This is a genomic window from Geodermatophilus sp. CPCC 205506, assembly GCF_051383635.1.
Classification (GTDB): Bacteria; Actinomycetota; Actinomycetes; order Mycobacteriales; family Geodermatophilaceae; genus Geodermatophilus.
The window spans coordinates 1-20,930 of the sequence record NZ_JALPKP010000001.1; the positions used below are offsets into that span (position 1 = coordinate 1).

General features: G+C 74.1%; 15 protein-coding genes and 1 pseudogene. 10 read left to right on the forward strand and 6 right to left on the reverse strand.

Features of this window, described 5'->3' with window-relative positions:
- The 4 genes from MY520_RS00005 to MY520_RS00020 all read left to right on the forward strand — a co-directional run.
- A partial coding sequence (locus MY520_RS00005) for a hypothetical protein (RefSeq protein ID WP_436688800.1) occupies positions 1-270 on the forward strand: 270 nt, incomplete at its 5' end.
- A gap of 35 nt (positions 271-305) precedes the next feature.
- Positions 306-1,196: a 1,4-dihydroxy-2-naphthoyl-CoA synthase gene (locus MY520_RS00010; protein ID WP_436688802.1), complete on the forward strand. Its 891-nt coding sequence runs from the start codon at positions 306-308 to the stop codon at positions 1,194-1,196.
- Positions 1,197-1,238: 42 nt separating this feature from the next.
- Positions 1,239-1,571, forward strand: coding sequence for a hypothetical protein (locus MY520_RS00015; RefSeq protein ID WP_436688804.1), 333 nt, complete (start codon positions 1,239-1,241; stop codon positions 1,569-1,571).
- Positions 1,572-1,738: 167 nt separating this feature from the next.
- Complete coding sequence (locus MY520_RS00020; RefSeq protein ID WP_436688806.1) at positions 1,739-2,308, forward strand: TetR-like C-terminal domain-containing protein; 570 nt, start codon at positions 1,739-1,741, stop codon at positions 2,306-2,308.
- Positions 2,309-2,317: 9 nt separating this feature from the next.
- On the opposite strand, the gene MY520_RS00025 is transcribed toward MY520_RS00020, so the two are convergent.
- The 6 genes from MY520_RS00025 to MY520_RS00050 form a co-directional block, all read right to left on the reverse strand.
- The gene (locus MY520_RS00025; RefSeq protein WP_436688808.1) at positions 2,318-3,031 is read right to left on the reverse strand and encodes a TetR/AcrR family transcriptional regulator; all 714 of its coding nucleotides are present in this window, start codon (positions 3,029-3,031) and stop codon (positions 2,318-2,320) included.
- Positions 3,032-3,077: 46 nt separating this feature from the next.
- The gene (locus MY520_RS00030; protein ID WP_436688810.1) at positions 3,078-3,551 is read right to left on the reverse strand and encodes a DUF5946 family protein; all 474 of its coding nucleotides are present in this window, start codon (positions 3,549-3,551) and stop codon (positions 3,078-3,080) included.
- A 67-nt stretch (positions 3,552-3,618) separates the two neighbouring features.
- Complete coding sequence (locus MY520_RS00035; RefSeq protein WP_436688812.1) at positions 3,619-4,608, reverse strand: glucosyl-3-phosphoglycerate synthase; 990 nt, start codon at positions 4,606-4,608, stop codon at positions 3,619-3,621.
- A gap of 85 nt (positions 4,609-4,693) precedes the next feature.
- Positions 4,694-6,847, reverse strand: a complete 2,154-nt coding sequence (locus tag MY520_RS00040) for a phage holin family protein (protein ID WP_436688814.1) — start codon at positions 6,845-6,847, stop codon at positions 4,694-4,696.
- Complete coding sequence (locus MY520_RS00045; protein WP_436688816.1) at positions 6,844-7,482, reverse strand: DedA family protein; 639 nt, start codon at positions 7,480-7,482, stop codon at positions 6,844-6,846. The genes MY520_RS00040 and MY520_RS00045 overlap by 4 nt, the downstream gene beginning before the upstream one ends.
- A complete protein-coding gene (locus MY520_RS00050) occupies positions 7,479-8,288 on the reverse strand; it encodes an MBL fold metallo-hydrolase (RefSeq protein WP_436688818.1) in 810 nt (269 codons plus the stop codon). The genes MY520_RS00045 and MY520_RS00050 overlap by 4 nt, the downstream gene beginning before the upstream one ends.
- 309 nt (positions 8,289-8,597) lie before the next feature.
- Between MY520_RS00050 and MY520_RS00055 the strand changes: the two genes are divergently transcribed.
- From MY520_RS00055 to MY520_RS00080, 6 genes and pseudogenes are all read left to right on the forward strand, one after another.
- Positions 8,598-9,467, forward strand: coding sequence for a type IV toxin-antitoxin system AbiEi family antitoxin (locus MY520_RS00055; protein ID WP_436688820.1), 870 nt, complete (start codon positions 8,598-8,600; stop codon positions 9,465-9,467).
- A 178-nt stretch (positions 9,468-9,645) separates the two neighbouring features.
- A pseudogene (fdh, locus tag MY520_RS00060) lies at positions 9,646-12,936 on the forward strand (formate dehydrogenase).
- 10 nt (positions 12,937-12,946) lie between these two features.
- Positions 12,947-14,014 carry a 4Fe-4S dicluster domain-containing protein gene (locus MY520_RS00065; protein ID WP_436688822.1) on the forward strand — a complete coding sequence of 356 codons (1,068 nt, stop codon included), beginning with the start codon at positions 12,947-12,949 and terminating at the stop codon, positions 14,012-14,014.
- Positions 14,015-14,054: 40 nt separating this feature from the next.
- Positions 14,055-15,089, forward strand: coding sequence for an NrfD/PsrC family molybdoenzyme membrane anchor subunit (gene nrfD, locus MY520_RS00070; protein WP_436688824.1), 1,035 nt, complete (start codon positions 14,055-14,057; stop codon positions 15,087-15,089).
- Between the two features lie 40 nt (positions 15,090-15,129).
- Positions 15,130-15,321 carry a hypothetical protein gene (locus MY520_RS00075; RefSeq protein WP_436688825.1) on the forward strand — a complete coding sequence of 64 codons (192 nt, stop codon included), beginning with the start codon at positions 15,130-15,132 and terminating at the stop codon, positions 15,319-15,321.
- 308 nt (positions 15,322-15,629) lie between these two features.
- On the forward strand, positions 15,630-20,924 hold the full coding sequence (locus MY520_RS00080; protein WP_436688827.1) for a carboxypeptidase regulatory-like domain-containing protein: 5,295 nt from the start codon (positions 15,630-15,632) through the stop codon (positions 20,922-20,924).
- The last annotated feature ends 6 nt before the right edge of the window (positions 20,925-20,930 follow it).

Below are 20,930 nucleotides of genomic sequence, written 5' to 3' on the forward strand. Positions count from 1 at the left end.
CACGACGCCACCCCCGCGCCCCGCCCCGCGTCGCCGCCCGCCCCCGCGCCCCGCCCGACTCCGGCACCCGCGCCTGCCCCTCCACCGACCCCGCCCCCTACGCCCACCCCGACCCCCACGCCCACCCCGGCCCCCGCGCCGGCCCCGGACGGCTCGGGCGGGGACGACTGCCTGTGCGGCCTCATCGAGGAGGTCACCGGCGGGCTGGGCGGCGTCGTCGACGGGGTCGCCGAGGGTGTCGCGGGTCCGGGAGGCGGGCTCGTCCCGTGACGGTCGCCCGCGCGGCGCGCACTAGGTTCGGGACCATGACCGCCCGCGACGACGTCTCCGAGATCTTCGACAGCGCGGCGTGGCAGCCGGTCGAGGGCTTCGACTTCGCCGACCTCACCTACCACCGCGCCGTGGACGCCGGCGTCGTCCGCATCGCGTTCGACCGGCCCGAGGTGCGCAACGCGTTTCGCCCGCAGACCGTCGACGAGCTGATCACCGCGCTGGAGCACGCGCGGCTGTCCACCGACGTCGGCTGCGTGCTCCTCACCGGCAACGGCCCGAGCCCCAGGGACGGCGGCTGGGCGTTCTGCTCCGGCGGCGACCAGCGGGTGCGCGGGAAGTACGGCTACGAGCACGACAAGGGCCGCAGCAGCGGCCGGCTGCACGTGCTGGAGGCGCAGCGGCTGATCCGGTTCATGCCCAAGGTCGTCATCTGCGTCGTCCCCGGGTGGGCCGCCGGCGGCGGGCACAGCCTGCACGTCGTCTCCGACCTCACCCTGGCCAGCGCCGAGCACGCCCGCTTCAAGCAGACCGACGCCGACGTCGGCAGCTTCGACGGCGGCTTCGGCTCGGCATACCTCGCCCGCCAGGTCGGCCAGAAGCTCGCCCGGGAGATCTTCTTCCTCGGCGACGAGTACACCGCCGACGACGCCCACCGCATGGGCATGGTGAACAGGGTCGTCCCGCACGCCGAGCTCGAGTCCACCGCGCTGGACTGGGGCCGTCGGATCGTGGCCAAGAGCCCGACCGCCCAGCGGATGCTCAAGTACTCGTTCAACCTCATCGACGACGGGCTGGTCGGCCAGCAGCTCTTCGCGGGGGAGACGACCCGGCTGGCCTACATGGCCGAGGAGGCCGTCGAGGGCCGGGACGCCTTCCTGGAGAAGCGGGATCCCGACTTCGGGCGCTTCCCCTGGCATGTCTGAGGGCAGAGATGGCCATGAGTGCCCCGAGGTGAGGAGGTCCGCGTGATCGTCGAGGTGGTGGGTGGCGCCGACGAGCTGCCCGAGGTGCGGGTCGTCGACGTCGACGACCTGAAGAGGCTGCACCTGGCGCTGGGTGCGGTGACCGACGAGGAGGCCGACCAGGTGCTGCGGGACGCCGGTCTGGGCCGCCTGCAGGACGCCGAGACCGGCTTCCTGGACGTCGAGGCGCTCCGGGCGGCGGCCGAACCGCAGGCCGGCGCCGGGGACTGGGCGCAGCAGTGGGACGGGATGCTCGAGTACGCCGGGAGCAAGGGCTGGCTGGTCGACGACGGCGCGAGTCTGCAGGTCCACGTGGAGAGCGCGGCCGGGGCCTGATCCCGCACACGTCTTGTCGCCGCCCGTCGCGGGAGGTTGAGGGTGTCAAGAAAAAGGCTGTGAGTTCCGGTCGGGGTCATTGTGGACATTGCAACCGGAGTCCACGATGTCGCGGTGACGTCCACCTCTGACCGGGCGACGGCGTGACGGGTACCCCGGGCCGCCCGTTGAGCGCCGAGCTCTCCGACCAGCTGCTCTCCGTCGCCGTCGACATCCTGGCCGAGGAGGGCTGGGGGAAGCTCAACAGCGACCGGGTCGCCGCCCGAGCCCGCGCGGGCAAGGCGGGGATCTACCGCCGCTGGCCGACGATGGCGGCCATGGCCCGCCAGGCCGTCGGCCGGTTCTCGCTCGTGCGGGTGCCACCCGACACCGGCTCACTGCGGGACGACCTCCGTGCCCTCGTCGACCGCTGGCGGCGGCCGCTGGACCGCGAGGAGCGCGCCACCGCGAGCCTCGTCGGCGCCGCGCGCCACGACGAGGACCTGCGCGCCGGGCTGGACGACGCGCTGGTCCGCCCGCTGGCCGAGGCCGTGACCGTGATCGGCTCGCGTGCGGCCGACCGCGGTCAGGAGCTGCCCGAGCCGCGGCTGGCCCTGCTCGGCTCGGTGCTCGAGGCCTTCTGGTGGCAGCGGTTCACCTCGGCCACCGGCGTGATGACCGGCGACCAGGTGCGACGCGTCGTCGACGAGGTGCTGCTGCCGATCCTCCAGCCGGTGCGCGAGGGCGCCAGCGTCTGACCGGCGCGGTCAGCCGGCCTGGCGGGCCTGCTCCGGCCAGCCGGTGACCGAGTGCGCGGGGGGTGCGGTCGGCAGCGCGCCGAAGCCGAGCTCGAGGTCGCCCAGCACCTGCTCGGCCAGGGACACGATCGTCGCCGCGGACCGGGCGGCGTCGGCGCGGTCGCCGAGGACCGGGCGCTGGCCGACGAGCAGGACGCGCGAGACGGCGACCCAGGTGGCCGCGGTCAGCGCCGCGGCGGTGGCCGGGTCCTCCGGCACCCGGGCGCCGGAGGTGTCGCCGTCCGCCCATGCCTCGACCAGGGCCTGGGCGGTGCGCCGCTCCGCCTCGTGGACCAGCTCGAGCTCGCGCAGGCGCAGCGCCGGGGAGGCCTCGATCGTCGCGATGTAGCGACGCCGCTCGCCGCACTCGTGCTGGCCCGCCAGACCGCCCAGCACCCCGACGAGGTACTCGCGCAGCGCGGCCAGCGGCGGCACCGACCGCGGCCGCGAGCGCACCGCCTCGGCGGCGCCCTCCACCCACGGCGTGCGGCCGTCGAAGAACAGGTCTTCCTTCGTCGAGAAGTGGTTGAAGACGGTCTGCACGGCCACGTCCGCGGCGCCGGCGATGTCGGCGATGGTGACCGACTCGAAGCCGCGCGCGGCGAAGAGCTCCTGCGCGGTCCGGCGGATCAGCGCTCGGGTCTGCGCCTTCTTCCGTGCCCGACGGTCGGTCAAGTCACTCACCGTTAAAGAGTAACTCCGAAGCGTAGGCAGCGCTCGACGTCGCGGCTCACACGTCGGCGACCGACAGCGACCAGTCCGCGAGCACGGCCCGGGCCCACGTCTCGACCAGCACGGACAGGTCGATGACGTCGAGATCCGCTGCCACGTCGGCGATCGTCGTCCGCCAGACCGTGGGCGACGTCACCCGGCCGGCGGCCGGCGCGGCGGGCTCGCCGAGCCGGGCGGCGAGCGTCTCGACGGTGCGCCGCACCTGCTCGGGATCGGTACGGGCGTGCTGGGCGGCGTAGGCGGCGTCGGCGAGCGCGAACACGGCGGCGGCCTGCGGGTCGGCAGCCGCGTCCTCGCGCACGCCGCGGACCGTCTCCTCGAACAGCCGGGTGCAGGCGGCCGGGACCCCGGACGGCGTCGGGTCGTCGCCCGGCGCCGGGGCGAGCACCGATCCGCAGCCCGGGCAGTGGACGGTGGGCACCCCCGCCGCCGTCTCGGGTCGCGGGCTGCCGGTGGTTCGGGGGAGGGGCACCCGCCGATCGTGCCGCAGCCCGGTCGGACGTGCGGGACGACGGGGGCGCGCCGAGGCAGTGGACAGCTCAGCCGACGACGTCGAGGAGGGCGCGGTACTCCGGGACGGTGATCATCGGCGGACGCTCGTCGACGGCGACCGGGGTGCTGTGCGGCACGAAGCCCAGCCCGTCGTGGCGGAACTGGGTGAGCAGCCCGCCGGCCTCCGAGCGCTGCGACGCCGTCCGGCCCCGCCCGGCCCGCGCCAGCACCGTCGAGACGACCTGGCCGGCCATCCGCCCGAGCGCCTCCTGGCCCTGCGACGTGTGCCGCCGCACGCCCAGGTCCACCTGCGCCAGCGCGCCCAGGCCGACCAGCTCCAGCAGGTCGACCAGGAGACCCACCTCGACGCCGTACCCGGAGACGAACGGCACCCTCTCGAGCACCGACCGCCGGCCGGCGTACTCCCCGCCGAGGGGCTGCACGAACCCGGCCAGCTCGGGCCACAGCGCGTTGAGCAGGGGGCGGGCGGTGAGCTCGGTGACCCGGCCGCCACCGGCGGACACGGTCGCGCCGTCCACCTGCAGGGGGCGGGTGTAGCAGCCCTTCACGTAGTCGACCTGCGGTTCGGTGAGCAGCGGGCCGAGCAGGCCGGGAACGTAGTGCGTCACGTCGCCGAGGAGGTCGGCGTCCAGGAAGACGACGAGGTCGCCGGTGGTCGCGGCCAGCGACTTCCACAGCGCCTCGCCCTTGCCGGGGCGGCTGCCGTGGCCGGGCAGGACGTCGGCCGCGGAGACGACGTCGGCCCCGGCGGCCCGCGCCACTCGCGCCGTCGCGTCGGTGGAGTCCGAGTCGACGACGAGCAGCTCGTCGACCAGCGGCACCCGCCGCACCCAGCGCTCGCGGAGGACGGCGACCAGCTCGCCGACGGTGCGCTCCTCGTCCCGCGCCGGCAGGACGACGCTGACCCGGTGCCCGCCCCGCCGCTTGGCGCGCAGCAGCGCGGCGAGGTCGATCCCGGCCAGCGAGGGCGCCGAGGTCGTGCGCTGCTCGAACCAGGCGCGCGCGTCGGGTCTCATCGCCCCACCTTCCGGGACCGGGCCGGGGCGTCGCCACGCGCCTCGACGGAGTTCATGCGTTCGTCACCCACTGTGCCGCGCCGGGTCACACCCCCACACCGGCACCCCGGAGTGCGGTCGCGCTGAGCGGGCCGACGGCCGCGCCGTCCCCGGTCGGCTCGGGGTGGCCGAGGTCGGTCAGCCACCCGCGGAACACCCGGTGCAGCTGCTCGGCGCCGACGATCTCCCCCGGCGGCCGGAAGGACCGCGGGTGCACGAGGAAGCCGTGCTGCTGCGGTCCGCCCAGGCCCCCGTGTGAGCCGACGTGCGGCTCGAAGGCGGAGGCCTCGTCGGTGTCGGGGTCGTAGCGGCTGTTGATCACCACGTCGGCGCAGTTGGGGAACGCCGAGGCCCGGGCGACCAGCCGTGCCGCGTGCGGGCCGTAGGGCGCGAGCGGGTCCTCGCCGAGCACCGCCCCCGACGCCAGCCGGTGCACCCCGTCGCGGCCGAGGACCACCGGCCCGAACTCCTCCGAGTGCACCAGCGTGAATCCGACGCCGTCGTGGTCGACCAGGCCGGGCAGCAGGCGGGGCCAGTGCCGCTCGATCTCCTCCAGCGACACGCGGCCCGGGATGTCGGCGAAGGACACCGTCGCGGTGTGGCCGGAGACGGTCACCACGACGCCCGGAGCCACCCGCGGCGCGCGGCCCTCGCGCTCCGTCCCGAGCTCGTGGTGGTGCGGCACCTCCTCGGCGCGCTCCACCCGTTCCCGCAGCCGGCGGGCGATCGGCCCGCCGCTCTCGGCCAGCGCCGCCCCCACCTGCCAGCCCTCGGTGAGACGGCGGCTGTCCCGCGGGCCGGTCAGGTGCCGCTCGGGCAGCTCCCGCTCCGCGCCGCAGAGCCGGCCGACCAGCTCCTCGACCGACTCCCCGAACCGGAGCACGAAGGCCTCGCCCTGGGTCTGCCCGTGGTCGGACAGACACACCAGGTGGTACTCCCGGGGGGCCAGCTGGGACGCCCGGTGCAGCCGGCCGATCTGCTGGTCGATGCTGCGCAGCACCGCCAGGCTGTCGGCCCGCTCCAGCCCGGCATGGTGGGCGGCCTCGTCGTAGCCGAGGAAGTCCGCGTACGCGACCGGCCGGCCGGCCATCATGTCCTCGAGCAGCGCGAAGACGACGACGTCCCGGGCGATGACCGTCGTCCCCGGGCGGGCGAGCGGGTAGATCCCGCCGCGCGACACCCGGGGCCGGACGTCGTCGCGGCGCTCCCGCGCCGCCGCGACCAGCTCGCGGTGGATGTCGACGGCGGAGACGGCGATGGTGCGCAACGCGTTCACCGGGTTGGCGAAGTAGGCGTAGTACCCCGAGCCGACGCGGTCGCGGGCCTGGCGGGTGCGCCGGCTGGACGCGGGGACGACGTGCGCCAGCGAGCTCATCGTGAGGCTGACGTGCGCGGCGTCGCCGGTGAACAGGTTGCCGCGGCTGGCGCCGCCGCCGGAGAGCAGCCCCCGGCCGTCGGAGTGCGCGCGCTCGAGCGCGGAGGCGTCGTGGGGGGAGGAGACGCGGACGATCCGGTCCCGCTCCTTGTCGTACCAGCGGAAACCGGGGATGTCCCAGTTGGAGCCGTGCAGGATGCCGCACACCGCCGCGCCGGTCTGCGAGCTCCAGTCGGTGTGCCAGGAGGTCAGCGTGTGGGTGCCGGCGCGCAGCCAGGCGGCCAGGTTCGGCATCGAGCCGTCGCGGACGGCGCGGCGGGCGATGTCGAAGGACAGCGCGTCGATCTGCAGGAACAGGACGCCGGGTGGTCGCGGCGCGGCGTCCGCCGTGGCCCGGGCCCGGCGGCGGGCGCGGCGGAAGAACAGCTCGTCCTCGTCGATGGCCAGCACGCTGCTGACCACGCCGGAGACGGCGGCCATCCCGACGCCGACGGTGACCGCGGTGGACAGGTTCTCGATGACCACCCCCGGGACCAGGAAGGACAGCCCCAGCACCGCCGCGCCCAGCAGCAGGAAGCTGCCCAGGCCGAGGGTGAAGAAGGCCAGCGGCAGGGCGACCCGCATGACCAGGGGCCACACCACCGCGGTCAGCAGCCCGAGCAGGAGAGCGATGACCGGCGGCTGCCACCAGGAGTCCATGGTGAACTCGGCGAGCCAGGAGTCGAGCGCGGCGAGCGCCGCGGTGGTGGCGGCCCAGGTGAGCAGCACGCGGGCCGGTGCCCGGCCGCGTTGGAGGACCCGGCCGGAGGCGGTTCCCCCGCTCATGCCGGTCCGCAGGGGGAGGGGTCCGGCTCGGCCGGCTCCTCGGCCGCCGGCACGCGCTTGCGGTGCGCGCTCACCACGTTGAGCACCGCGCCGACGACGAGCACGAGCACAGTGGCGAGCAGGACGGCGGTGAGCGGGGAGTCGAAGATCCCGCCGCTGACCACGCCGAGCAGCGAGTACGCCACCGCCCACAGGAACGCGGCCAGCAGCGAGGCCGGAAGCAGCCGCCGCCACGGGTAGGCCAGAGCGCCGGCCGCGAGCAGCACCGGGATCCGGCCCGCGGGCAGCAGCCGGCCGACGACGATGATCTGCCACCCGTGCCGGCGGAACTGCTCGCGGACCTCGTCGATCCGCTCGGCGTGCTGCCCGCGAGCCACCCAGCGCACCGCCGACGGGCCGCCGAACCGGCAGATCGCGAAGGTGACGACGTCCCCGGACCAGGCGGCCAGCGTGGCCACCACCAGCACGAGCGGGAGGTTGAGCCCGGAGGCGGTCATGGCGAACGCCGCGCCGGCGCCCACCACCGCCCCCGTCGGGACCACCGGCACGATCGAGCCGAGCAGCACGCCCCCAAACACGACCGGGTACCCGATCGCGGAGCCGTCGGTCCACGCCGCCAGCGCGCCGGAGCTCATGCCGTCCCCGTCGGGCTGGGCACGACCACCGGCCGCCCGGGCTCGGTGATCGCGACGAGCGTGTCCAGCCCGCGCGCGGCGACCGCGGCCGCGAAGGCACGGGGCGGCTCGACGAGGAGGCGGCGCATCTTCGCGCCGAGCCCCGGCAGCAGGGTGCTCCCGCGCACGGCGAGGGTGCCCCAGTGCACCGGGACGGCGATCCGCGGGCGCAGCCGCTCGACCGCCTCGGCCGCGCCCTCCGGGTCGAGGTGACCCGGGCCGAGCGACGGGCCCCATCCCCACACCGGCAGCAGGGCGACGTCGACACCCCGCCTGCCGAGCAGGTGCATCTCGTCGAACAGGTCGGTGTCGCCGCTGACGTACACCGTCCGCCCGGAGCCCTCGACCAGGTAGCCGATCGCCTGCGTGTCCGGCCCGTGGGTGAGCCGCGGACCCCACCGGTGGCCGGTGTGGTCGGCGGGGACGGCGGTGACGTGCAGCGAGCCGTGCGGGAAGCCCTCGCCGGGCATGACCTCGACGACGTGCCGGAAGCCACGGGAGCGCAGCCACTCACCGGCGCCGCGCGGGACGACGACCCGCACGTCGGGACCGAGCAGCTGCAGGGACGGCAGGTGCAGGTGGTCGCCGTGCAGGTGGCTGATCAGCACCAGGTCGACGCCGGCGTGCGTCTCGGGTGCGGGCGGGGGAACCACCCGGCGCAGCGGCCCGACGCGGGGGGTGAGGAGGGGGTCGGTCAGCACGACGTGCCCCGCCAGCTCGATGCGCACCGTCGAGTGGCCGAGGAAGTGCAGGGCCGGGTCGCTCACCGGGCCAGTATCGACCTCACCTGTGACGTTCCGGGACCGGTGGAACCCCTCCGGGTAAACCCTGATCGAACGGTGACCCCCGGCCGCGCGCCCGCCAGACCCCCGCACCCCTCCCGCGTTGATCCCTCCCGCGCCCCCTCCCGCGTTGATCATGGGCTTCCTGCGCGGAACACGCGACGACCCGCCGCTGCGGCCGGCAACGAACCCATGATCATCGGGGCGGGGGAGGGGTGTCCACAGGGCGCGGGGCTGTCCACAGATCTCCCGTGACCGGCCCGGACCGGCCGGGCGGTCCGCACCGTCGCCGGCATGACGGAGATCGAGCTCGGCACGGCGTACACCTGGGCGGACGCGCGGGCCCGCGGAGCGACGCGGGGACAGATCGCGCAGGACGGCGTCCGCCTGGGGCGCGGCGTGTACCTCTCCTCGTCCGTCGAGCCGGAGCTGGCGACGCGGTGCCGGGCGTGGGCGCTGGTCCTGCCGGGGGACGCCGCCTTCGGCCTCGGGACGGCGGCCCAGCTGTACGGGGCACCGGTCACGTCCCCGCCGACCGTGCACGTCGTCATCCCGTCCCGCCGGCAGCTGCCCCGGCGGGCGGGCCTGACCGTGCACGAGCGGCTGCTGGAGGACGAGGACGTCGCGGCGCGTGGAGGGCTGCGCCTCACCTCGGGCGCCCAGACCTTCCTCGACCTGGCGGCCGGGCTGCCTTCTGCGGAGCTCGTCGCGGTGGGCGATGCCCTGCTGCGCGCCGGTCACCTCGACCCAGCAACCCTCGGGCGACGGCTCGAGCGCGCCGACCGTGTCCGAGGCGTGGTGCGGGCCCGGACCTGTGCCCCGCTGCTGCGCCGGGAGGCGGCCTCCCGCCCGGAGAGCCTGATCCGCTACTGGCTGGTGACCAGCGACCTGCCCGATCCCGACCTGCAGGTCCCGATCCACGACCGGTGGGGGCACGAGGTGGCACACGCCGACCTGGGCTATCCCGAGTGGAGGATCGCCCTGGAGTACGAGGGCCGGCAGCACGCCGACGCCGACCAGTTCGGCCGCGACGTCGACCGCTACTCGCTGATGGCGGCCGACGGCTGGCTCACCCTCCGCTTCGCCGCGCGTCACCTCACCGGTCCCGGGGTGGTGGTGGAACGAACGCGCGGCGCGCTGCGCAGCCGGGGCCGGCGCCCGTGACGGCGCGCCCATCTCGGAGTTGATCATGGGATCGTTGCAGGAGACACGCGACGACTCGCCGCGGCGCCCGGCAACGACCCCATGATCAACGCGGAGAAGGCTGCGGCTGCGATCTGACCAGCGCAGGAGCCGCCGCCCCGATGCGCCGGATCGCCCGGGAAGTGGCAGAGTCGACCGGGTGAAGACCTGGCTCGACGCGTGGCCGGTGTTCCGGCAGCTGACCGGCCCCGACCCGCTCGGACGCGGCAGGGCCGCGCGCAGCAAGGCGACGGAGAACGTGGTGAGCCGCACGGCCACCGCCGACCGCGTCGTGCAGAGCGTGTGCCCGTACTGCGCCGTCGGCTGCGGGCAGCGGATCTACGTGAAGGACGAGCGGATCGTCCAGATCGAGGGCGACCCGGACTCGCCGATCAGCCGCGGCCGGCTGTGCCCCAAGGGCAGCGCGAGCAAGCAGCTGGTCACGAGCCCGACGCGGGTGACCACGGTCAAGTACCGCCGTCCGTACGGGACGGAGTGGGAGGACCTCGAGCTCGACACGGCGATGGAGATGATCGCCGACCGCGTCCTGGAGGCCCGCCGCAAGGGCTGGCAGGACGAGCACGACGGCAGGCGCGTCAACCGGACCATGGGAGTAGCGAGCCTCGGAGGGGCGACCCTCGACAACGAGGAGAACTACCTCATGAAGAAGCTGTACAGCGCCCTCGGCGCGATCCAGATCGAGAACCAGGCCCGCATATAGCACTCCGCGACGGTCCCCGGTCTGGGGACCTCGTTCGGTCGTGGCGGTGCCACGAACACCCTCGAGGACCTGGCGAACGCCGACTGCATCGTCATCGAGGGCTCGAACATGGCCGAGTGCCACCCGGTGGGCTTCCAGTGGGTGTCGGAGGCCAAGGCGCGCGGGGCGAAGGTCGTCCACATCGACCCGAGGTTCACGCGCACCAGTGCGATCGCCGACCTGCACGTGCCGCTGCGCATCGGCACCGACATCGCGTTCCTCGGCGGGCTGATCCGGTACGTGCTCGACAACGAGCTGTACTTCAAGGAGTACGTGGCCGCCTACACGAACGCGTCGGCGCTGGTCGGGGAGGAGTTCGTCGATTCCGAGGACCTCGACGGGATCTTCTCGGGGTTCGACCCGGAGCACCGCACGTACGACGAGGCCAGCTGGCAGTACGAGCCGGAGGAGCCGCCGCACGCGTCGTCGGACGACCCGGCCGGGGCCGCCGAGCAGGACCGCGCCGAGCAGCACCCCGACGTCAAGTCCGCCGACCGCGCCCAGGCGGCCGGCAGCGGCGGCCCGCCGATCCCGGCCAAGCCGAAGCGGGACGAGACGCTGCAGCACCCGCGCTGCGTGTTCCAGGTGCTCAAGCGGCACTTCGACCGCTACACGCCGGAGATGGTCTCCGAGGTCTGCGGCGTCGAGCCGGAGGTGTTCCTGCAGGTCGCCCGGTGGGTGACGGAGAACAGCGGCCGCGAGCGGACGACGGCGTGGGTGTACTCGGTGGGCTGGACGCAGCACAGCGTCGGCGCGCAGTACATCCGGACGGCGTCGATCCTGCAGACGCTGCTGGGCAACATCGGCCGGCCCGGCGGCGGGATCATGGCCCTGCGCGGGCACGCCAGCATCCAGGGGTCGACCGACGTCCCCACGCTGTACAACCTGCTGCCCGGGTACCTGCCGATGCCGCACTCCGTCCAGCACCACACGCTGGACGACTACTGCGCCGACGCGGCCGGCAAGGGCGGCTTCTGGGGCAACAAGCGGTCCTACACGGTCAGCCTGCTCAAGGCGTGGTTCGGCGACGCCGCGCAGCCGGAGAACGACTTCTGCTTCGGCCACCTGCCCAGGATCAGCGGCGACCACAGCTCGTACCAGACGATCGCCGCCATGATCCGGGGCGAGGTCTCCGGCTACTTCCTCGTGGGGGAGAACCCGGTGGTCGGCCACCCCAACAGCCGGATGAACCGGTTCGGGCTGGCCAACCTCGACTGGCTGGTGGTCCGCGACCTGCAGATGATCGAGTCGGCGACCTTCTGGAAGGAGGCGCCGGAGATCGAGACCGGCGAGCTGGCGCCGGAGACGATCGCGACCGAGGTGTTCTTCGTGCCCGCGGCCACGCACGCGGAGAAGGAGGGCACCTTCACCCAGACCCAGCGGGTGCTGCAGTGGCGGCACAGGGCGGTCGAGCCGCCGGGCGACGCCCGCAGCGACCTGTGGTTCTACTACCACCTGGGCCGGATCCTGCGGGAACGGCTGGCGGACTCCACCGACCCGCGGGACCGCCCGCTGCTCGACCTCACCTGGGACTACCCGCTGGAGGGCGAGACGAGGGACCCGAGCGCCGAGGCGGTGCTGCGCGAGATCAACGGCACCGGCCCCGACGGGCGGGCGCTGTCGTCCTACCTGCAGATGACCGACGACGGCTCGACGACGGGCGGCTGCTGGATCTACTGCGGCGTCTACGCCGACGAGGTCAACCAGTCCGCCCGCCGCAAGCCCGGCCGCGAGCAGGGCGACGTCGCCTCCGAGTGGGGATGGGCGTGGCCGCTGAACCGCCGCGTCCTCTACAACCGCGCCTCGGCCGACCCCTCGGGACGGCCCTGGAGCGAGCGGAAGAAGTACGTCTGGTGGGACGAGGAGGCCGGTCGCTGGACCGGGCTCGACGTCCCCGACTTCGAGGCGCAGAAGCGGCCGGACTACGTGCCGCCGGACGGCGCGAGGGCGCAGGACGCGATCGCCGGCACCGACCCCTTCGTGATGCAGGGCGACGGCAAGGCCTGGCTGTTCGCGCCCGCGGGCCTGGTCGACGGCCCGCTGCCGACGCACTACGAGCCGGCGGAGTCGGTGGTCGAGAACGCGCTCTACAAGCAGCAGGCCAACCCCACGCTGGAGCGGATCGAGGGGCCGTGGAACCGGACCAACCCGGCCCGCAGCGACGTCTATCCCTTCCAGGTCACGACCTACCGGCTGACCGAGCACCACACGGCCGGCGCGATGAGCCGCACGCTGCCCTACCTCGCCGAGCTGCAGCCGGAGTTCTTCGTCGAGGTGAGCCCTGAGCTGGCGGCGATCCGCGGGCTGGCCAACGGCGAGTACGCCACGCTGGTCAGCGCCCGGACGGCGGTCGAGGCCAAGGTGCTGGTGACCGAGCGGGTCCGGCCGATCCGGCTGCGCGACGGCACCGTGGTGCACCAGATCGGCGTGCCGTACCACTGGTCCTACGCCGGCATCTCCACGGGGGATGCCGCCAACGACCTGCTGGGCATCGTGCTGGACCCCAACACCCACATCCAGGAGTCCAAGGCCAGCACCTGCGACATCCGGCCCGGACGCCGGCCCCGCGGGAAGGAGCTGCTGGAGTTCGTGGAGTCCTACCGGCGGCGCGCGGGCGTGCGGTCGGGGCGGGTCGGGGTGAACGGCCGGGATCCGGTCGAGGCCGACGCCGGCGAGGGATCGACGTTGTGAGGGGAGCGGAGTGACCTCCATCAGCTCGGCGAGCCCGGCCTTCACCGGGAAGGACCCGGACCACCGGCTCTTCGGTCCGCTGCCCGACGTGCAGGGCGAGGCCGGCTACGACGGCGACCACCCGGCGCGGGTGGGCTTCTTCACCGACACCTCGGTGTGCATCGGCTGCAAGGCCTGCGAGGTGGCGTGCAAGGAGTGGAACCTGCTGCCGATGGACGACTCGCACGGCACGCGGGACGTCATCGGCCTGTCCGGCATGTCCTACGACAACACCGGGCAGCTGGGGGCCAACTCCTGGCGGCACGTGGCGTTCATCGAGCAGAGCCGTGCGGTGGACCTGCCGATGCCGACGTTCGGCCGGCCGGGCGACGACCGGCGCGACAGTGGCCCCTCGCCGGCCGACGGGCCGCGCGACACCCTCGCCGAGGCGCAGCAGTCCAGCGTGCTCAACGCCGAGGCGCTGAGCGAGTTCGACCCGCAGACCGGGCAGAGCGGCGCGGACAAGCAGATCCGCTGGCTGATGAGCTCGGACGTCTGCAAGCACTGCACGCACGCCGGGTGCCTGGACGTCTGCCCGACCGGCGCGCTGTTCCGCACCGAGTTCGGCACGGTCGTCGTCCAGGGCGACATCTGCAACGGCTGTGGCTACTGCGTGCCCTCGTGCCCGTACGGCGTCATCAACCAGCGCAAGGACGACGGCCGGGTGTTCAAGTGCACCCTCTGCTACGACCGGCTGACCGACGGGCTGCAGCCGGCCTGCGCGACCGCCTGCCCCACCCAGTCGATCCAGTTCGGCAACCTCGACGAGCTGCAGGCCCGCGCCGACGCGCGGCTGGCGACGCTCAAGGAGCAGGGCGTGGAGACCGCCCGGCTCTACGGGCGCGACGAGGACGACGGCGTCGGCGGCGCGGGCGCGTTCTTCCTGCTGCTCGACGAGCCGGAGGTGTACGGCCTGCCACCGGACCCGATCGTCACGACCCGCGACCTCCCGGCCATGTGGCGGGCGGCCGCGGCCAGTGCGGCGATGATCGTCGGGGTGGCGCTGTCCGCCGTCCTCGGCTCACGGAGGTCTCGCTGATGGGGCAGAAATGGCCATTTCTGCCCAGGGAGGGGAACGCGTGACCGAGGGGATCGCGACGCCGGGTGCGGGCTGGCGCCGGGCCGGGGGCTCGGACGTCACGACGAACGGCCGGCGGCGTCGCCGGCGGGGCGGTGGCCGCTCCGGCGGCGAGGTGGCGATGGTCGACGAGGTGGAGTTCACCTCGTACTACGGCCGGCCGATCATCAAGTCGCCGGTGTGGAAGACGCCGGACGTGCCGCTCTACCTCTTCCTCGGTGGCGCCGCGGGGTCGTCGTCGATCCTCGGCGCGATGGCCGACCTGAGCGGCCGGCCGGGCCTGACGCGGGTGGCGCGGTTCGTCGCCGGTGGCGGCGCGATGGCCTCGGTGGGGTTCCTCATCCACGACCTCGGCCGGCCGGAGCGGTTCCTGCACATGCTGCGGGTGATCAAGGTGACATCGCCGCTGTCGGTCGGCACCTACATCCTGTCGCCGTTCAGCGCGGCGACCGCGGCGACGGCGGCCGTGGAGCTGCTCGGCTGGTTCCCGCGGCTCAAGCGCTTCGGCGGGCTGGTGGCGGCGGTCTTCGGCGGGCCGATGGCGACCTACACCGCGGTGCTGCTGGCCAACACCGCCGTCCCGTCCTGGCACGCCTTCCACACGCGGCTGCCGTTCGTCTTCGGCGGCTCGGCGATGGCCGCAGGCGGCGGGCTCTGCATGGCGCTCGCGCCGCTGGCGGAGTCCGAGCCGGCCCGGAAGATGGCGATCATCGGCGCGGGCATCGAGCTGGTCGCGGTCCACGGGGTGGAGAACGACGAGAGCATCGTCGCCGAGCCGTACCACGAGGGCCGGGCCGGGACGTTCATGCGTGCGGCGAAGGCCTGCAGCGCCACCGGTCTCGGGCTGGCCGTCCTGGTCGGGCGCACCAGGGCCGGCGCCGTCGTCTCCGGCGCCCTCCTGGCGGCCGGGTCGCTGCTGACCCGATTCGGGGTGTTCGACGCCGGCATGGCCAGCGCCAAGGACCCGAAGTACACCGTCGTCCCGCAGCGGGAGCGGATCAGGGCCCGGGAGGACGCCGGCTCGATCGTGCGCTGAGGGGCGCGTCCAGCGGGGCCGGACGCGGTGAAGGACGGGTGTGTTCGTCCTCGTCGTCGCCGTCCCCGCGCTGCTGGTCGTCGTCCTGGGCTACGCCGTCGGCCACGCGCTGTGGTCGGCGGCGGGCGGCCCGGCGCCCGAGCTGGTCGGCTGGGTCACCGGGCTGCTGCTGCTCGGGCTCGTCGTGCGGGTCCTGCTGACGGCGCGCCGGCGCGCCCGCGACCGTCGCTGAACCCCTGCCGCCCCGGTCGCTGAACTCCCCGGCGACGAGCCCCGGACGTCGTCCTTGGTGCGGTTGTGACGGGTGTGACCGCCTTCCGCTGCTGGTAGCAACTTCCGCCCAATCACCGCCCTGAGAATGAGCAGTTCCGGAAGTCACGGGCCCCTGTACGCACAGTTAGCGACCCAGTACGTTCCGTTTCACGCGCGAATGATCGCGAACGGGGAGGGCGCGCCGGTCGGCGCGTCGTGAGCGTGGGGTGGCTGGTCTCGTTGGTCAACCGTCATCGGAGGTCGGCGGCACACCGCGGCCGACACCGTGTGGTTCTCGTCCTGCTCGGCGCGTTGTTGCTGGTCCTCCCGGTGGTGGCGTTCGCGCTCACCGGCTCCACGGACCTCGCGACGCAGCGGCAACTGTCCGAACAGGCGCTGCTCGAGTTGAGCCAGCAGGTGGAGGACGGTGCCGCCCTGCCGGCCGCCGCCACCCAGCAGGCGCCGCCCGCCCCGGCCACCGAGGACGTCGCCCCGACCCCGGCGCTGCCGAACGGTCTGACCGACGATCAGGGGCAGCGGCTGGCCGCCGGCGTCGCGCCGGAGTTCCTGGCGGCACAGGAGGCCGCCGGGCTCGTCGCCGACGCGCCGGCCGTCAGCCCGGCCACGTCCGGTCCCGGCAGCCTGTCCGGCCGGGTGACCGACCCCGAGGGCCAGCCCGTCGAGTCCGCCTGTGTCTCGGTCTGGACCTACGACGGCATGGACGAGGACGCCGACGCGACGGACTGCACGGCGGCGGACGGCACCTACTCGATCTCCGACCTGTCGCTCGACACCTACTACGTCGAGGTCCTCGACGCGGTGCACCTGCACCAGGCGGCGTACGACGAGGTCGTCGTCGACGGTGCCGTCACCGGGGCCGACTTCCAGCTCCTGCCCGGCGGCGCCGTGGCCGGGGACGTCACCGGCACCGACGGCGCCCCGCTCGAGGGCATCTGCGTGATGGCCTACGCGCAGGGGGCCGACGACTACGCCTCCGCGCGGGGGTGCACCGACAGTGCAGGTCACTTCCAGACGAGTGGCCTGCCCGCCGGCACCTACCACCTCGACTACTGGGACGCGAACGACGGAGGCCGGTTCATCGGCCTCCAGGCAGACGCGGTCGCCGTCGTGGTCGGACAGGTCACCACGGCCGGGACCGTCGAGCTGGTGAGCGGCGGCCGCGTCGTGGGCGCGGTGACCGACGCCGACAGCGGTGTCCCCGTGGAGGGCATGTGCATCGGGGTCAGTGCTGTGGGCGACAACGCCGGCGCCACCGGGTGCACCGACGAGACCGGCCGGTACGTCACCACCGGGCTGGACGCGGGCGAGTACACCGTCACCTGGTACAGCAACGGGCGGTACCTGCGCCCCGTGGTCACCGAGAACGTCACGGTCACCCTCGGCGAGGACGTCATCCTCGACGTCACGGCGGAGCTCGGCGCCAGCATCAGCGGCCGCGTCACCGCACAGGACACCGGCGACGGCCTCCAGGGGGTGACCGTCAGTGCCAGCCCCGTCTCGCCCGGCCCGGGGTCCCCCGCCGGCGGCACCGCCCGGACCGCCCCGGACGGCAGCTACGAGATCGTCGGCCTGGCGCACGCGCCCGGCACCGCCTTCCGGGTCGACTTCCGGCCCTCTGCGGACACCCCCTACCTCCAGCAGTGGTACGCCGGGGCGAGCAGCTACCAGACCGCTGCTTCCGTCACGGTGGAATCCGTCGCGGGGGCGTCCGGGATCGACGCAGCACTCACCCGCGGTGCCACGATCTCGGGCACGGTGACCTCCGCCGGGGGTTCGCCGCTGGAGGGAGTCTCCGTCTCGGTCACGGCACAGGGCAGCTCGAACATCCCGGCCGGGTGGACGACGACCGGCGCCGCCGGCCGCTACACGACCCCGGGTCTGCCCGCCGGCAGCTACGTGGTCCGCTTCACCGACTCGGCACACGGCTCCATGGAGCAGTTCTGGAACGGCGCCGACACCGTGCAGGCCGCCACCCCCGTCGTCCTCACGGCGGGCAGTGACCGCACCGGCATCGACGCCGCGCTGCGCGAGGGCCTCACGATCAGCGGCACGGTGACCCGGCCCTCCGGCTCCGCCGGCTGGGTGCGCGTGGAGGCCAAGGTCGCGGGCTCGACCTCGCCGGTCCCCGCCGCCTCCACCCAGGCCGGTCCCGACGGCGCGTACACCCTCCGCGGGCTGGCGCCGGGGAGCTACGTCGTCTCCTTCACCGACGGCTCGTACCCGAGCGTGCTCCGTCCCCAGTGGTACGACGGCGCCGACTCCGCCGCGCAGGCGGATCGCGTCGTGCTGACCGACGCCCCCGTCACCGGCATCGACGCCGACCTGCGCGAGGGTGCGTCCGTCGCCGGCACCATCACCGACGCCGAGGGCCGCCCGCTGCCCGGCGCGTGTGCGGAGCTCTACCGGGCCGAGAGCACGGCGATGAGCGTGAACCAGGCCTGCGCCGACGGTTCCGGCGTCTACCGGCTGCGCGGTGTCGCCGCCGGCAACTACCTGATCGAGTTCTCCCACGCCTCCGGCGGGTACGCGGCCCGCTGGTACGGCGGGTCGGCCACCGTGGAGGAGGCGGCCGTCCTGTCCGTCGTCGACGGGGTCGCCACCGAGGACGTCGACGTCCACCTGGACCTCGGCGGCCGGATCACCGGGACGCTCACCTGGGCCGGCGGCGGCTACCCGTGCGTCCGGGTGTTCCCGGTCGGGGCCCCCTACGGGCAGCCGGTCTCCGTGACCTGCCGGTCGACCACCGCGACCACCTCCCCGTGGGCGTCGGACCCGCTGCCCTCCGGCGAGTACCTCGTGCAGTACAGCGCGTCCAGCGCGGGTGGCGGCTACGTCTACCGCTACTTCGACGACGCCACCTCCGTCAGTGACGCCACCCCGGTCGAGGTGACCGCTCCGCAGGACACCACCGCGGTCGACGGCGTGCTGCCGAGCGCGGTCACCGTCACCGGCCGGCTCACCGACGCCACCACCTCGGCGCCGCTGACCGAGGGCTGCGTCACCGCCACGCCCGCGACCATGAGCGGGTCCGGCTACGGCTACACCTGTTCGCTGGCGAACGGGTCGTGGACCCTGGCCCTCGAGCCGGGCGAGTACACGCTCGGGTTCACCAGCCCGGGCCACCGCCCGCAGTGGTGGAACGCCGCGACCGAGCTGACCGCGGCGACGCCGGTCACCATCAGCGCCGGAACGCCGGCCGGACCGTTCGACGCCGCCCTGCTCGGCGGTGCGGCGACGGTGACCGGGCACCTGGTGGACGCCGCGACACAGCAGCCGGTCGAGGGCGTCTGCGTCCGGCTCAGCAGCGCGATGTCGGTCCAGGACTGCACGGACGCGACCGGCGCCTACAGCCTGTCGCTGACCCCGGACAGCTACTGGTCCTCGGAGGGCTGGTCGCCGCTGCGCGTCGAGGACCCGGACGACGTGTACGCCGCTCGGTACCTGCCGCTGCCGACCGACGAGAACGGCACCACCGTGCTCACCGACGGTCAGACGCTCGCCGGCGTGGACGCCGAGGTGCGGGTCGGCGGCCGGCTCACCGGCACGGTGACCGCGGACAACAACGGGACGGGGCTGTCCCAGGTGTGCCTGTACCTGCAGCCGTCGACGGCCGCCCCGTTCTCCACCTGTTCCTCCCCGGACGGGACCTTCCGCACCTCGGCTCTCCAGCCGGGGGACTACACGGTGCAGTTCCTCAACCAGGGGGGGCGCTACGCCGGGGAGTACTTCGACGACGCCGTCTCGGCCGACGACGCCACCACGGTGACCGTCACGTCGGGCCAGGCCACCTCGGTCGACGCCGGGCTGAGCCTCGGCGGCGGCCTCAGCGGCCGGCTCACCTTGCCGGACGGCGCGCCCGCCACCGGGGCCTGCGTCTCGCTGACCCCGCTCGACCCGGCCAACGGCGATCCGCTCACGAGCTGCGCCGACTCCACCGGCAGGTGGACCTCCCCGGGCCTGCGCGCCGGTGACTGGGTCGTCGGCGCGGCGGCACAGGGCTGGGCGAGCACCTGGTACCCGCAGGCCGGCTCGGCCGACGACGCGGAGCCGGTCGCGGTGACCGCGGGCAACACGACCACCGGCATCGACATCCAGCTGGCCAAGCCGCAGCCGCGGATCAACGGCACCGTCACCGACGCCCAGGGCGAGCCGGTCGCGGGCGTCTGCGCCTACCTCTACAGGGGGTGGGGCGTGAACACCGGGCTGGCCTGGTGCACCGGCGCGGACGGGCAGTACTCCTTCCTCGTCGACGCCGACGAGCAGTACACCGTCGCCGTCTTCGACCCGCAGGCTCGCTTCCGGACCACGTGGTACGGCGACGTGACCGACGGGCAGCAGGCGGTGCCGATCCAGGCCTCGGGTGACGGCACGCCCGCCACCGCGGACATCACCGTCGCGGTGCCCACCGTCGTGACGGCGTCCTTCGAGCGCAACGGCCTGCCGGTGAGCGGCATCTGCGGGTACCTGTACCCGGCGTCGGACGCCCAGGCCGGCGCCGTGGCCGGAGCCTGCAGCGGCCCGGACGGCCGGGTGTCCTTCCACGACGTCGTGGACGGCGACTACGTGCTCGGCGCCTCGGACTCCCGTGGCCGGTACGCCACGGTCTGGAGCGGGAACGCGGCCGGCCGGGACGACGCACAGGTGCTCGCCGTGGGCGACACCGCGGAGCTCGCGCTCGACCCGCTGACCCTGGCGCCGGCCGCGCCGGACCGCGGTCTGCTGACCGGGCGGATCACCGACGCCGCGACCGGCCTCCCGGTGGAGGGCGTCTGCGGCTACGTGCTGACCACCGGCCTGACGCCGGCCGGTTCCGCCACCTGCTCCGTGGCCGACGGCAGCTACGCGGTCGAGGTGCCCACGGGCTCCTACCGCATGGTGTTCTCCGACCCGCAGGCCAGGTTCGAGACGCAGACCCTCGGCGACACCTTCGCCGTGACCGAGGGCGAGGCGACCGAGGCGCCGGTGGTCATGGCGCCGGTCCGCCGGATCGAGGGTCGCATCGTCGACCGGGACGGCACGCCGCTCTCCGGGGTGTGCGTGTACGCCTACGACGGCGGCGGAGCCACGGCCGGGGCCTTCTGCACCGGCGCCGACGGGCGGTGGAGCATCTCCGGCCTGCCGGTCGGGGACTACCGCATCGGTGCCCTGGACACCACGGGGACGCACCAGACCGTCTGGCGCGGCGGCACGTCGCTCGCCGACGCCACGCCGGTGGCCCTGTCCAACGGCACGCCCGTCGGTGCGGTCGGCGACCTGGTCGCCACCGGGCTGGGTGCGGCCGAGGGGGTCGTCGTCGACGCCCAGGGCGCCCCGATGGCCGGCGTGTGCGTCTACGTCAACCGTGCCGACGGGACCTACGCCGGTGTCGGCACCTGCACCGGTGCCGACGGGCGCTACTGGCTGGGTCCGCTGCCGGAGGGCGAGTACGTCATCGCGTACTACCCGCCGGGGACCTCCGCGCCGACGCCGTACTGGTACGACGGCGCGTCCAGTGAGCAGGCGGCTGAGCGCATCGCCGTCACCACCGGCCAGACCACCGATCTCAACGACCAGAGCTTCTGAGGAGCC